This window comes from Streptomyces sp. SD15 (assembly GCF_054462255.1).
The window spans coordinates 37,386-50,820 of sequence record NZ_JBTLMO010000043.1; the positions used below are offsets into that span (position 1 = coordinate 37,386).

The window sequence follows — 13,435 nt, forward strand, 5'->3', positions numbered from 1 at the left end:
CCAGGACCTGTCCGGCCGGTCAAGTCGCAGGAGAGCGGCGGTGCCTGCGAAGCGCCGCGTCTGCGGCATGATCGGCCGGACAGGTCCTAGTTGCCCCCGGTGTGCACCTGGAAGGCGGCTCGGCGTACGGCCTTGGCGAGCGCCGGGTCCGGGTGGGCGGCGGCGAGCGCGACCAGGACCTGGACGGTGCGGGGATGGCCCACGGCGCGCACCTCGTCGAGGAGCGCGGGCACGGTGGGCTGCACCGCGGACTCCAGGTGGCGCACGAGGAGCGGGGCCTCACCGTGGTCGGCGACGGCGGCGGCGGTGTCGACCCAGAGCCAGGTGGCCTCTTCGCGGGTGAGCACCGCGTGGGCGTCCTCGGGGTCGTGGCCGTCGTGCTCGGCCAGCCACAGGAGGGCGTAGGGGCGCAGCGAGATCACCTCGGCCACGGCGCGCACGTCGGGTTCGGCGGGGGCGCCGACCACGCGCAGCGCCTCGAAGGCGAGGCCGCGGGTGAGGGCGTCCTCGCCGCGGGCGGCTTCGAGGAGCTCGGTGACGGCACTGCCGACGGGGCGGGCGGCGAGCCAGGCGCGGTACTCGGCGCGAGCCGCGTTCGGTCGCAGCTGGGCGCAGCCGCGGAGCATGTCCGCGGCGGGCTGCTCGATGTTCCCGGCGGGGCTCTGCGCGGCGACGCAGATCTGCTCGAGCTTGACCCAGACCGCCCAGCTGCCGAGCGGGGTGAGCGTGGCCTGCCCGTCGGCGCAGGTGAGCGCGCCCACGGAGGCGAGGGCGTGCAGGGCCCAGTCGAGGAGGGGGGCGAGCGGGGCGTCCGCGGCCTCGGCGGCGTCCGGGGCGGGCTCCGGCTGGGGGCCGTACGGGATCTCGCAGCGCTCGGTGCGCAGCTCGGTGACGCGCTGTTCGAGGAGGTCGAGGAGTTGTTCCACCGGGACCGGCCCGGCGGAGAGCTGGAGGAAGGAGAGCACCTGGGGCATCGCGGAGACCACCTCGGCGACGGAGGACGCCTCGCGGTCGGCCGGCTCCGGATGGGCGAGGGACCAGGCGTCGAAGAGGGCGACCCAGCCGCGCAGTACGGCGCTGTCGTCGCGGTTCCAGGCGCGCAGTCGCCAGCCGGGGCGGGCGATGTCGCCGTGCACCTCGACGAGGCCGGCGAGGCGCGCGGTGTCCCAGTCCGCGCGGACCTGAGCCGGGGTCAGGCCCAGCTCCTCGGCGGCCCGTTCGGCGGTCGCGTCGGAGAGAGTGCCCTTGTCGTCGGGGGTCGCGCCGTCGCGCCCCGCGCCGAGGGCGGCGTCGGCCCAGCGGGCGACGCGGGCCGCAGCGGCCAGGCCGGTGCGGGCCATGCGGGCCAGTTCCGTGGGCGGCGGGGTGCCCTCGGGGGGCCGGGGTGCGGGTCGGCGCGAGCTGCGCTGGGTCGCCGCTCGGGGTGCGGTAGCCAGGGGGCGCGGGCGGACGAGTCGGAGCCTGGAGTCGCGCGGGTTACGGGACGTCACGGGTGCAGTCTTCCGGTTGACGGTCCGAAAACCCAAACGGAATGTCACAGCAGGCGACGGAGGCGGCCAATGCACGGGGTTCCGCGAGGGCTCGACACGTGTGAGCGAAGCCTCGTCCGAGTTGACCGCGGCCGAACCGGAAGCGCGCCGGCGGCTTCGCACGAGCCCCGGGCGAAGGCCGGTGATCGGCCCCTCACGGTCCCTGCGGGGGGGGGGGCCGCGGGGCGCGGAGCGCCGGCCGCCAGGACGCCGGACCATCGGAACACGAACCGCGGGGCCGCTGCCGAACCGCGGGGCCGCTGCCGGACCACCGGGCCGCCGGGACGCCGGGAGCCGGGCCGCCGGACCATCGGACTACCGGGCCGCAGGACCACCGGACCGCAGGACCGGGCCGCAGGACCATCGGGCCGCAGGACCACCGAGACGCCGGGAGCCAGACCGCCGGGATGCCGGGAAGTCCGCGGGTGCGGGCGGCGAGGTGTCTACATCAGCGGGATGAAGAAGCGGCGCAGGGCTTCTTCGTAGCCTGCCGGGTCGGCGTTCCACATGGCGCCGTGCGGGGCGTGCGGGACCGTGTGCAGGGTGACCAGGTCCGGGCGGCGCTTGGCGAGGCGGCGTGAGAAGGCCCAGGGGGCGATGGTGTCGTCCGGACCGTGCAGCACCAGGGTCGGCACCTTGAGCTGGTCGGGGTCGGCGGCCTCCTTGATGCGCTCGCCGTACAGTCCGGTGCGGCCCTGGGCGGCACGGACCGCGAGGGGCAGCAGCACACTGGGGGTGCGGCGGGCCGCGGCGAGGGCGCGCAGCGTGGCCTCCCAGTCGAGGACGGGCGAGTCCAGGACGAGCCCGGAGATGCGCTCGCGCAGCGCGGAGCGCGCGGCGGCGCGCAGGGCCATGGTGGCCCCGATGGACCAGCCGTACAGGACGATGTCCTTGGCGCCGTAGCGCACGGCGTGGCGCAGGGCCGCGTCCAGGTCGCGCCACTCGGTCTCGCCGAGGTGGCCGAGGCCGTCCGGGGAGCGGGGTGCGCCGAGGTCGCCGCGGTAGGCGAGGTCGAGTACGGGGAGCCGGCTGCGGTGCAGGAACTCCATCACGTTCATGGGGAGTTCGCGAGTGGTGCCCAGGCCGTGCACCGTGATCACCCAGGTGTCGCGGATGCCGGGCACGAACCAGGCGGGCAGGGGGCCGAACTCACCGGGAATGTCCACGTCGGCGTGGTCGAGGCCGAGTGCCGTGCTGGGGTTGCCGATGTGCACGTTCGGGGTGAGCCACACCTTGTCGCCGGGCTCGAGGCTGCCGTGAGTGACGCGTTCCAGGCGGCGTACGACCGTGTCGGCAGTGTGGGGTGCGGCGTCCAGGACGGGACCGACGACCGCGTGCGAGCCGTCGCCGGCGAGGCCGTACATCCCCGGGCGCAGGGAGGCCAGGTCCCGGGAGAGGGTGATCTGACCCGCGGCCGTGGCGTGCACGGTGAGCCGGGGTTCGGTGGGCAGCGGTCTGCCGGACGGCGCCTTCAGTGCGGCGCCACTGGCGTACCGGCCCGCCGCCACGGAGGCTGCGGCCGCGCCCAGGGCTACGGTGACGGCAGCGGCCGTCGCTTTGACTGTACGCACGGTTTCAGTCTCCCGGGGCAGCCCGCTGTCGGCCAGCGGGAGCGGGGGGCGGGATGACTCTCCGGGCGGATCCGGGGGCTCGTTCTCAGGTGGTACGGCACTCCCGCACCGCCGAGCCGGTACGGCCGCGCCGGTACGGCGGAGGGAACCCCGCATCGGCCGAGCGAGCGAACACTGGTGCGTTGGCGCACCCCGCGCACCGCCCGCTACCCCCCTTGCCCGTACGTCCGCAATCGCTCCCCCGCCTCCCCCACCTGCTCCCCCGACAGGAGCGTGGGGGTCAGTCCCGGCACGGACGACGCCAATAGCCACACGCGGCACATCCATTCCAGCTGGGCGGTGCGGTCGTACGCCTGGTTCAAAGAGTCTCCGTAGGCGATGGTGCCGTGGTTCTGGAGGAGGCAGGCCGTGCGCTGGGTGAGGGCCTGGAGCATGTTCTCGGCCAACTCGGTGGTGCCGTATGTCGCATAGGGGGCAACACGGACCGGTCCACCGAGGGATCCCGCCATGTAGTGGATCAGCGGGAGCTCGGGGACGAGCGTCGAGACGGCCGTCGCGTGCGGGGCGTGGGTGTGAACGACGGCACGCGCGTCGGTGGCGCGGTAGATCGCGAGATGCATCGGCAGTTCACTCGTCGGAAGGAGCGAACCGAGCACCTGCCGGCCGTCGAGGTCGACACCGACGACGGCATCGGGCGTCAGCCGGTCGTACGGCACTCCCGTCGGCGTGACCAGGACGGTACCGCCGATCCGTACCGAGACATTGCCGGATGTACCGACGACCAGCCCGTCGGCCACCGTCCGGCGGGCCGTCGCGACGAGCTCGTCCCACGCGTCCGCCACCTCCCGCGCACGCCCACCCTGTGCGCCCTCCCCCACGTCACCCGTATCCCGCGCGTCCCGCCGCTGCTCAGCCATGCCGCGATCCTGCCAGGCACGGGCGTCGATCCGCCGTCGGCGAGGGCACTGTAGGGCGGAACCTGCACGTCCGGAAGGTCGCATATCGCCATAGATCCCCCCTCCGGCAGCGATTGGCCGACGACCGACGGGCTGCCGATGATCTTCAGTTAATCTCTGGGGGATTTGTCGTGCACACTGCCATTCCGGGGGGAAATGTGGCTCGTGATCACAAACCATTCCGTCGTCATGCCCGCGTCATCGCGGCATCGGCCACCGTGGCGGCGCTGACCGCCGGGGGGACCGCCCTCGCCGGGTTTCCGGTCTCGGCGGCGAGCAAACCCAAGGGACATGACGTCTCCTCACACCAGAAGAACGTCAACTGGCAGAGTGCGAAAGCAAAGGGCGCCCGGTTCGTCTACGTCAAAGCGACCGAGTCCCACACGTACCGCAATCCGTATTTCAGCCAGCAGTACAACGGGGCGCGCAACACGGGGATCATCCGCGGCGCCTATCACTTCGCGCTGCCGAACAAGTCGTCCGGCACCGCCCAGGCCGCGCACTTCGTGCGCAACGGCGGCACCTGGCGCGCGGACGGCTGGACGCTGCCGCCCGCGCTCGACATCGAGTACAACCCGTACAGCAAGAAGAAGTGCTACGGCCTGAGCAAGGCCAAGATGGTGAGCTGGATCAAGGCGTTCAGTGCCGAGGTCAAGCGGGAGACCGGGCGCCGTCCGGTGATCTACACGACCACGCACTGGTGGAACACCTGCACCGGCGGCAGCCGCGCCTTCGCCGCGAACCACTCCCTGTGGCTCGCCCGCTACGACTCGGCGGACGCGGGGACACTGCCCGCCGGCTGGTCGTTCTGGACGTTCTGGCAGTACGACAACAGCGGCACCCTGCCGGGTGACCAGAATCTCTTCAACGGATCCCTGACTCAGCTCAAGAAGTTCGCCAAGGGCTAGCGGAGCCCAGTATTCCGCCTCCGTTCGAGTCACAGGGCCGCCCCTCCGGCATCATCGCCATCACAAGCGGAGGGGCGTTCCGCCGTTTGAGACACCCCAAAGCCTGCCTCAGTTCATCTTCCGTTCACCCAGGTTGCCTACGGTCCCCCTGCCACTGACGTCCAAGAGAAGCCTGGGTAAATGGAACACATCACGCTGCTCCTTGCTGTCGTGATCGTGACCGCTCTCGTGTTCGATTTCACGAACGGTTTCCACGACACTGCCAACGCGATGGCGACGACCATTTCGACCGGTGCTCTCAGACCCAAGACGGCGGTGGCCATGTCCGCCGTGCTGAACCTCGTCGGTGCGTTCCTCTCCGTGGAGGTCGCCAAGACGATCTCCGGCGGGATCATCAACGAAGAGGGCATTCGCACCGAAGTGATCTTTGCGGCGCTCGTCGGCGCCATCCTGTGGAATCTGCTGACCTGGCTTCTGGGTCTGCCCTCCAGTTCCTCCCACGCACTCTTCGGCGGCCTCATCGGCGCCGCGGTCATGTCGGCCGGCTGGTCGTCGGTGAACGGTTCGACCGTCGTCACCAAGGTGCTGATCCCCGCGGTCGCCGCGCCCATCGTGGCCGGACTCGCCGCGATGCTGGCCACCCGGCTGACGTACCGGATCGGCAACCGTGCCGACGAGAAGGCGACCGCCAAGGGCTACCGCGCGGGCCAGATCGCCTCCGCCGGACTGGTCTCCCTGGCCCACGGCACCAACGACGCGCAGAAGACGATGGGCATCATCACCCTCGCTCTGGTCACCGGCGGTGTCATCGCCCCGGGCTCGAACCCTCCCGTCTGGGTCATCGTCTCGGCCGGTGTGGCCATCGCGCTCGGCACCTACCTGGGCGGCTGGCGCATCATCCGCACCATGGGCAAGGGCCTCACCGACCTCGCGCCGCCGCAGGGCTTCGCCGCCCAGACCAGCGCCGCGAGCGCCATCCTGGCCTCCTCCCACATCGGCTTCTCGCTCTCCACCACCCAGGTCTGCTCCGGCGCCGTGATGGGCTCGGGCCTGGGCCGCAAGGGCGGTGTCGTCCGCTGGTCGACCGCGACCCGGATGTTCGTCGCGTGGGGCCTGACGCTGCCCGCCGCCGGTCTGGCCGGCGCCTGCGCCGAGTTCCTGACCAAGCAGGGCACGTGGGGCATCATCCTCACCGGCGCGCTGCTCGTGGCCGGCTCCGGCACCATCTGGACGCTCTCCCGCCGCCAGCCGGTCACCGTCGACAACGTCAACGAGGTCGCCGCCGAGCCCGCGGGCGTCGTCACCACGGCGATCGCCGCGGTCACCCCGCCGCCCGCCGGCACCGTCACCGACGACCTGAAGGCCACCATTCCGTCCCCGGGCACGGAGCCCACCCAGCCGGCCACGGTGTAAGGAATCAACAGCATGCACATCGACTGGGCAGCCCTGGGCTCCGTCTTCGGAGTCAGCCTCGTGACCACCGTGGCCCTCGTCGGCCTCTTCACCCTCGGCATCGTCGGCCTCTCCAAGCGCGAGTCGGCGTCGGCGCAGGGCGGCTCGGCCACGCTCGCGGTCACCGGCGCGTACGTCTGCTTCGCGGCGTGCGCGGCGGCGGTGTCGTACGGGATCTATCTGATCGTGGCCTGACAACCCGCGCGCTCCTGGCCGCGCCACACGCCCCTCGCCGCCCTGTTCATCGGTCGCCCTTTCCGGGCGCTGGTGAGCAGGGCGGTTCCTTTTCCGCGTCGGCGGGAAAGCGGCGGGACAGCTCGGCGTACCGCTCCCGTACCTTCGCGCAGAGCGTCGTGCCGAGCGCGAGCCACGACTCGTCCGGGCCGTCGGCCGACATCATCCCGGCGACGTTTACCACTGCTCGCGCCAGGAATTCATGCCAACTCGGTCTCGGCGGGCAGGTCGGCGTGGTGGCGGTGTGGGCCTCGGCACACTCTCCCCGCGCAGGTCAACAGCAAGTTGACGGGTCTTCCAGCCCCGTGGTGGACTGCCGGAGCCAAGTACGGCGACAGGAGAGGAAGCCGGTGTGAATCCGGCGCGGTCCCGCCACTGTCACCGGGGAAGGAAGTCCCCGGGAGCCAGGAACTCTCATCGCCGTCTCGTCGAACCAGGGCGTGGACACCCTGAGTGAGGACATATCGCCATGCGCGGCTGCCCAAGTGCGTTGTCTAGGACGCGAACGACCCGAACGACGGTTGTGCCCGACCTGACGGCCGGCTGAACCGATGCGTGCCGATCGCGTCTTCGCGTACGGCGCCGCCGCCGGACTCATCGGTGACCTGCTGCTCGGCGATCCGCGCCGCGGGCATCCGGTGGCCGCGTTCGGGCGGGCCGCCGGTGCCGTGGAGCGGGTGCTGTGGCGCGACCACCGCGGGTGGGGCGCGCTGCACACGGCCGTGTGCGTGGGCGGCGCCGCCGGGATCGCGGCGCTCGCGAGCCATTCCGTACGTCGATCTCGTACCGCTTCCGTCGCGCTGACCGCCGCCGCCACCTGGGCCGTCGTCGGAGGGACCTCCCTCGGGCGGGAGGCCCGGACGATCGGCGACGCGCTCGCGGTCGGTGATGTCGAGGCGGCCCGGGAGCGGCTGCCGCATCTGTGCGGGCGGGATCCCCAGGCTCTGGACGCGGACGGCGTCGCGCGGGCCGTCGTCGAGTCCGTCGCCGAGAACACCTCCGACGCCGTCGTGGGGGCTCTGGTGTGGGGGGCCGTGGGGGGCGTTCCCGGGCTGGTCGCCTTTCGTGCCGTGAACACGCTCGACGCCATGGTCGGGCACAGGTCCGCCAAGTACCGGCGGTACGGGTGGACTTCCGCGCGGCTCGACGATGTCGCGGGATGGCCGGGGGCGCGGCTCACGGCCGTACTCGCCGCTGCGGCCGGAGGGGATCCGCGGGGCGCCGTGCGCGCCTGGCGTGCGGACGCCGGCAAGCATCCGAGTCCCAACGCCGGGCCCGTGGAGGCCTCGTTCGCCGGGGCGCTCGGGGTGCGGCTCGGCGGGACCCTCTCGTACGGAGGAAGGGTCGAGCACCGGCCCGTACTCAATGACACGGGTCGCGCCGTCCGAGTCGACGACATCGAGCGGGCGGTACGGCTGTCGCGGCGCGTGAGCCTGCTCGCGCTCGGCGTGTGCACTGTCGGACGGATGCTATTCAAGGGAGACAAGTCATGAGCGGCGGTCTCCTTATCGCCGGCACCACCTCCGACGCCGGCAAGAGCGTCGTGACCGCCGGGATCTGCCGGTGGCTGGTGCGGCAGGGTGTCAAGGTCGCGCCCTTCAAGGCGCAGAACATGTCGCTGAATTCGTTCGTGACGCGTGAGGGCGCCGAGATCGGGCGGGCGCAGGCCATGCAGGCGCAGGCCGCGCGCGTCGAGCCCACCGCGCTCATGAATCCCGTACTGCTCAAGCCCGGCAGCGACAGGAGCAGTCAGGTCGTCCTCATGGGCAAGCCCGTGGGTGAGATGACCGCGCGTGGCTATCACGGCGGGCGGCAGGAAGCCCTCCTCGGGACCGTGCTGGACTGCCTCGCCGCATTGCGGGGCACGTATGACGCGGTGATCTGTGAGGGGGCCGGCAGTCCTGCCGAGATCAATCTGCGGCGGACCGACATCGTGAACATGGGGATCGCCCGGAATGCCCGGCTGCCCGTGCTCGTCGTCGGCGACATCGACCGCGGCGGCGTGTTCGCCTCGTTCTTCGGCACGGTCGCGCTGCTGAGCCCGGAGGATCAGGCGCTCGTCGCCGGGTTCCTCGTCAACAAGTTCCGCGGCGATGTGTCCCTGCTGGAACCCGGGCTCGACATGCTGCACGGCCTCACCGGGCGCCGCTCGTACGGCGTGCTGCCCTTCGCGCACGGCCTGGGTATCGACGAGGAGGACGGGCTGCGGGTCTCGCTGAGGGGTGCGGTGCGGGAGTCCGTGGTCGTTCCCCCCGTCGGCGAGGACGTGCTGCGCGTCGCCGTCTGCGCGATCCCCCTCATGTCCAACTTCACGGACGTGGACGCCCTGGCCGCCGAGCCGGGTGTCGTCGTGCGGTTCGTGGACCGGGCCGAGGAACTGGCCGACGCCGACCTCGTCGTCGTACCCGGAACCCGGGGGACGGTGAAGGCACTGGAGTGGCTGCGCGAGCGCGGACTCGCGGACGCCATCGAGCGGAGAGCCGCACAGGGCCGTCCCGTCCTCGGAATCTGCGGTGGCTTCCAGATCCTCGGCGAGCACATCGAGGACGAGGTCGAGTCGCGCGCCGGTCATGTCGACGGGCTCGGACTGCTCCCCGTACGCGTGCGGTTCGCGCGCGAGAAGATCCTCACCCGGCCCGTCGGGGAGGCGCTCGGCGAGCATGTCGAGGGGTACGAGATCCATCACGGCGTCGCCGACGTCACCGGCGGGGAAACCTTCTTGGACGGCTGCCGGGTCGGCGCCGTCTGGGGCACGCACTGGCACGGTTCGCTGGAGTCGGACGGGTTCAGGCGGGCCTTCCTGCGCGAGGTGGCGGCCGCTGCGGGCCGCCGGTTCGTGCCGGCCGCCGACACGTCGTTCGCGGCGCTGCGCGAGGAGCAGCTGGACCGGCTCGGCGATCTGATCGAGGAACACGCGGACACGGACGCGCTGTGGCGGCTCATCGAGTCCGGCGCGCCTTCAGGACTGCCTTTCATTCCACCGGGAGCGCCCGCATGAGCACAGTGTTGTTGTTGTCGACCGCCGACACGGATCTGCTGGCGGCCCGTGCCTCCGGCGCCGCGTACCGGATCGGCAATCCGACCCGCGTGGATGTCGCGGGCGAGCTGCCCGGACTTGTCGAGGGCGCGGACATCGCCGTCGTACGGCTGCTGGGCGGCAAGCGCGCCTGGGAGGACGGGCTCGCCTTCCTGAAGGCGTCGGGCATTCCGACCGTGCTGCTCGGCGGGGAGTCCGTACCGGACGCCGAGCTGATGGCCGAGTCGTCCGTGCCGGCCGGTGTCGTGGCCGAGGCACTGCGCTATCTCGTCGAGGGCGGCCCGGACAACCTGACCGAGCTGGCCCGCTTCCTCTCCGACACCGTCCTGCTCACCGGCGAGGGCTTCGAAGCGCCGCGGAAGATGGCCGAGTACGGCGTCCACGGCGAGCATGCGTTCGTCGAGGGCCGCCCGACGATCGGCGTGCTCTTCTACCGGGCGCACGAGCTGTCCGGCAACACCGCCTTCGTCGACACGCTGTGCGACGCGATCGAGGCACGAGAGGCCAACGCCCTTGCCGTGTACTGCGGTTCGCTGCGCGGCGCCGACGCGGGACTGTACGAGATCCTCAAAAAGGCCGACACGCTGGTCGCGACCGTGCTCGCGGCGGGCGGCACACACGCCTCGCAGGCATCCGCAGGCGGTGACGAGGAGGCCTGGGACATCGGGGCGCTCGGCGACCTCAACGTCCCTGTTCTGCAAGGACTTTGCCTCACCTCCTCGCAGGCCGCGTGGGAAGCGTCGGACGCCGCCCTCTCCCCCATGGACGCGGCGATGCAGGTCGCGATCCCGGAGTTCGACGGGCGGCTCATCACCGTGCCGTTCTCCTTCAAGGAGCAGGGCCCGGACGACGTTCCGGTGTACGTCGCCGACCCCGAGCGGGCCGCGCGCGTCGCCGGAATCGCCGTACGCCACGCCCGGTTGAAGCACAAGCCGAACGCGGACAAAAAGCTCGCGCTCGTCTTCACCGCCTACCCGACCAAGCACTCCCGGGTCGGCAACGCGGTGGGGCTCGACACGCCCGCCTCGGCGGTGCGGGTGCTGGACGCCCTCAAGGACGCGGGGTACGTGGTCGAGGGCCACCCCAACAACGGCGACGAGCTGATCCACCGGCTCATCAACGCCGGTGGCCACGACGTCGAATGGCTCACCGAGGAGCAGTTGGCGGCCGCTCCCGCACGCGTTCCGCTCGCCGACTACCGGGCCTGGTTCGACAAGCTCGACCCCGAGCTGCGCAACGGCATGCTCGAGGCGTGGGGCGAGCCGCCGGGCTCCCTCTACGTCGACGGGGACGACATCGTGCTGGCCTCCCTCCAGTTCGGGAACGTCGTCGTGATGATCCAGCCGCCGCGCGGCTTCGGCGAGAACCCGATCGCGATCTACCACGACCCGGACATGCCGCCGTCGCACCACTACATGGCGGCGTACCGGTGGCTGGAGAATTCTTTCGGCGCCGATGCCGTCGTGCACATGGGCAAGCACGGCACGATGGAATGGCTGCCGGGCAAGGGCCTGGGGCTCAGTGGCGGGTGCGCGCCGGACGCCGTCCTCGGCGAACTCCCGCTGATCTACCCCTTCATCGTCAACGATCCCGGCGAGGGCACCCAGGCAAAGCGGCGCGGGCACGCCACCGTCGTCGACCACCTCGTACCGCCGATGGCCCGCGCGGACACGTACGGCGATCTGGCGAAGCTGGAGCAGCTGCTCGACGAGTACGCCCTCGTGTCCGACCTGGACCCGACGAAGGCGCCGGCCGTGCGCGCCCAGATCTGGACGCTCGTGCGAGCTGCGGAGCTCCATCACGACCTGCATGTGGACGACCAGCCGGACGACGACGCGTTCGACGAGTTCGTCATGCACATCGACGGCTATCTGTGCGAGATCAAGGATGTGCAGATCCGGGACGGCCTGCACATTCTCGGCGGCGGCCCGGAGGCCGAACCGCGCGTGAACCTCGTGCTGGCCGTGCTGCGGGCCTCCCAGGTGTGGGGTGGCACGGCGAACGCGCTGCCCGGTCTGCGGGCCTGCCTCGCCGAGCACTTCGGCCTGATCGAGAAGGAGTTGCTGGCCGAGCCGGGGGCTCCGGTGAAGCTGCCGGTCGAGCTGACGGAACTCGTCGACGGGCCCGCGCGGACCGGCGCCGACGCCATCGACCTCCTTGAGCAGCTGTGCCGCCGGATCGCGGAGGGCATGGAGGAGCGCGGCTGGGTGACGTCCGAGAGCACCGCTCTCGTACGGGAGGTCCTCGGCGTCGAACTCCCGGACGCCATCGCGGTGGTGGAGTTCGCGTGCGACGAGGTCGTGCCCCGGCTCGCGAAGACGACCGACGAGATCGGTCACATCCTGAAGGCGCTCGACGGCGGTTACGTCCCTGCGGGCCCGTCCGGATCGCCGACGCGCGGACTCGTCAACGTCCTGCCGACCGGCCGCAACTTCTACTCCGTCGACCCCAAGGCGATCCCGTCCAGGCTGAGTTGGGAGGTCGGCCAGGCGCTCGCCAACTCGCTGGTGCAGCGGTATCTGACCGACACCGGCGAGTACCCGAAGTCCGTAGGCCTGACGGTCTGGGGTACGTCGGCCATGCGGACGCAGGGCGACGACATCGCCGAGATCCTCGCGCTCCTCGGCTGCCGTCCCGTGTGGGACGACGCGTCGAGGCGGGTGACCGGGTTCGAGATGGTGCCGGTGGCGGAGCTGGGGCGGCCTCGTATCGACGTCACGGTGCGTATCTCCGGGTTCTTCCGGGACGCGTTCCCGCACGTGGTCGGGCTGATCGACGACGCGGTACGGGCGGTCGCAGAACTGGACGAGCCCGCCGAGTCCAACTTCGTGCGGGCGCACGTGGACGCGGATGCCGCCGAGCATGGTGACCGACGGCGGGCGACCGCTCGTATCTTCGGCTCCAAGCCGGGGGCTTATGGCGCCGGGTTGCTGCCGCTGATCGATGCGCGGAACTGGAGGAGCGACGCGGACCTGGCCGAGGTGTACGCGGTGTGGGGTGGTTACGCCTACGGGCGGGGGCTCGATGGGCGGGCTGCCCGGGGGGACATGGAGACGGCGTTCCGGCGGATCGCGGTGGCGGCGAAAAATGTCGACACGCGGGAGCATGATCTTGTCGACGCCGACGACTATTTCCAGTACCACGGCGGCATGGTCGCGATGGTGCGGCATCTGACGGGGGCGAGTCCGGAGGCGTACGTCGGTGACTCCGCCACGCCCGACCAGGTGAAGACCAGGACGCTGGGCGAGGAGACCCACAGGGTTTTCCGGGCCCGGGTGGTGAACCCGCGCTGGATGGCGGCCATGCGGCGGCATGGGTATAAGGGCGCTTTCGAGATGGCCGCGACCGTGGATTACCTGTTCGGGTACGACGCCACGGCCGGGGTCGTGGACGACTGGATGTACGAGAAGCTCAGCGCGGAGTACGTCTTCGATGCCGAGAACCAGGAATTCATGCGGAAGTCCAACCCGTGGGCGTTGAGGGGGATCACCGAACGGCTACTGGAGGCCGCCGACCGCGGACTGTGGGCGGAGCCGGACCAGGAGACCCTGGACCGGCTCCGGACGACCTACCTCGAACTTGAGGGCGATCTGGAGGGAGATGCGTGATCTCCCGCGAAACCCCCGCGTCGGCGGGGAGCACACACGGGATGGCCGTGAGGGCAATCTCGTGCTCGGAACACCCCCGCGTCGGCGGGGAGCAGGCCTCGACCATGGCGTGGCTGCGATCAGAGTGTGAACCGCTCTGC

Annotated in this window: 10 protein-coding genes and 1 riboswitch; of the genes, 6 read left to right on the forward strand and 4 right to left on the reverse strand. The window is 71.2% G+C overall.

Annotated features, from left to right (window positions below; genetic code table 11):
• Positions 1 to 86: 86 nt before the first annotated feature.
• The 3 genes from ACX28W_RS32785 to ACX28W_RS32795 form a co-directional block, all read right to left on the reverse strand.
• Positions 87 to 1,490 (reverse strand): hypothetical protein, encoded by a 1,404-nt coding sequence (locus ACX28W_RS32785; protein ID WP_459003622.1) that lies wholly within the window; start codon positions 1,488 to 1,490, stop codon positions 87 to 89.
• Between the two features lie 482 nt (positions 1,491 to 1,972).
• On the reverse strand, positions 1,973 to 3,100 hold the full coding sequence (locus ACX28W_RS32790) for an alpha/beta hydrolase family protein (protein WP_459003624.1): 1,128 nt from the start codon (positions 3,098 to 3,100) through the stop codon (positions 1,973 to 1,975).
• Between the two features lie 206 nt (positions 3,101 to 3,306).
• On the reverse strand, positions 3,307 to 4,017 hold the full coding sequence (locus tag ACX28W_RS32795; RefSeq protein WP_459003625.1) for a class II aldolase/adducin family protein: 711 nt from the start codon (positions 4,015 to 4,017) through the stop codon (positions 3,307 to 3,309).
• A 197-nt stretch (positions 4,018 to 4,214) separates the two neighbouring features.
• Here ACX28W_RS32795 and ACX28W_RS32800 point away from each other — a divergent pair, with 197 nt between their 5' ends.
• The 3 genes from ACX28W_RS32800 (at position 4,215) to ACX28W_RS32810 (ending at position 6,611) form a co-directional block, all read left to right on the forward strand.
• A complete protein-coding gene (locus tag ACX28W_RS32800; protein ID WP_459003627.1) occupies positions 4,215 to 4,964 on the forward strand; it encodes a lysozyme in 750 nt (249 codons plus the stop codon).
• Between the two features lie 180 nt (positions 4,965 to 5,144).
• Positions 5,145 to 6,377 (forward strand): inorganic phosphate transporter, encoded by a 1,233-nt coding sequence (locus tag ACX28W_RS32805; RefSeq protein WP_459003629.1) that lies wholly within the window; start codon positions 5,145 to 5,147, stop codon positions 6,375 to 6,377.
• Positions 6,378 to 6,389: 12 nt separating this feature from the next.
• Positions 6,390 to 6,611: a hypothetical protein gene (locus ACX28W_RS32810; protein WP_362085116.1), complete on the forward strand. Its 222-nt coding sequence runs from the start codon at positions 6,390 to 6,392 to the stop codon at positions 6,609 to 6,611.
• Between the two features lie 46 nt (positions 6,612 to 6,657).
• Here the strand turns inward: ACX28W_RS32810 and ACX28W_RS32815 are convergent, their stop codons facing one another.
• Complete coding sequence (locus ACX28W_RS32815) at positions 6,658 to 6,816, reverse strand: hypothetical protein (protein ID WP_459003631.1); 159 nt, start codon at positions 6,814 to 6,816, stop codon at positions 6,658 to 6,660.
• Positions 6,817 to 6,942: 126 nt separating this feature from the next.
• Positions 6,943 to 7,083: riboswitch (cobalamin riboswitch) on the forward strand.
• Between the two features lie 118 nt (positions 7,084 to 7,201).
• On the opposite strand from ACX28W_RS32815, the gene ACX28W_RS32820 reads away from it, so the two are divergent.
• From ACX28W_RS32820 to cobN, 3 genes are read left to right on the forward strand one after another with little or no spacing between them, the layout of a single operon-like run.
• Positions 7,202 to 8,143 carry a cobalamin biosynthesis protein gene (locus ACX28W_RS32820; protein WP_459003632.1) on the forward strand — a complete coding sequence of 314 codons (942 nt, stop codon included), beginning with the start codon at positions 7,202 to 7,204 and terminating at the stop codon, positions 8,141 to 8,143.
• Complete coding sequence (locus ACX28W_RS32825) at positions 8,140 to 9,648, forward strand: cobyric acid synthase (RefSeq protein WP_459003634.1); 1,509 nt, start codon at positions 8,140 to 8,142, stop codon at positions 9,646 to 9,648. The genes ACX28W_RS32820 and ACX28W_RS32825 overlap by 4 nt, the downstream gene beginning before the upstream one ends.
• Positions 9,645 to 13,295, forward strand: a complete 3,651-nt coding sequence (cobN, locus tag ACX28W_RS32830) for a cobaltochelatase subunit CobN (RefSeq protein WP_459003635.1) — start codon at positions 9,645 to 9,647, stop codon at positions 13,293 to 13,295. The genes ACX28W_RS32825 and cobN overlap by 4 nt, the downstream gene beginning before the upstream one ends.
• The last annotated feature ends 140 nt before the right edge of the window (positions 13,296 to 13,435 follow it).

Coding starts and splice junctions, on each gene's coding strand:
- ACX28W_RS32805 (WP_459003629.1), top strand. CDS start 5,145: ATGGAACACATCACGCTGCTCCTTGCTGTCGTGATCGTGACCGCTCTC.
- ACX28W_RS32795 (WP_459003625.1), bottom strand. CDS start 4,017: ATGGCTGAGCAGCGGCGGGACGCGCGGGATACGGGTGACGTGGGGGAG.
- ACX28W_RS32815 (WP_459003631.1), bottom strand. CDS start 6,816: ATGATGTCGGCCGACGGCCCGGACGAGTCGTGGCTCGCGCTCGGCACG.
- cobN (WP_459003635.1), top strand. CDS start 9,645: ATGAGCACAGTGTTGTTGTTGTCGACCGCCGACACGGATCTGCTGGCG.
- ACX28W_RS32825 (WP_459003634.1), top strand. CDS start 8,140: ATGAGCGGCGGTCTCCTTATCGCCGGCACCACCTCCGACGCCGGCAAG.
- ACX28W_RS32820 (WP_459003632.1), top strand. CDS start 7,202: ATGCGTGCCGATCGCGTCTTCGCGTACGGCGCCGCCGCCGGACTCATC.
- ACX28W_RS32810 (WP_362085116.1), top strand. CDS start 6,390: ATGCACATCGACTGGGCAGCCCTGGGCTCCGTCTTCGGAGTCAGCCTC.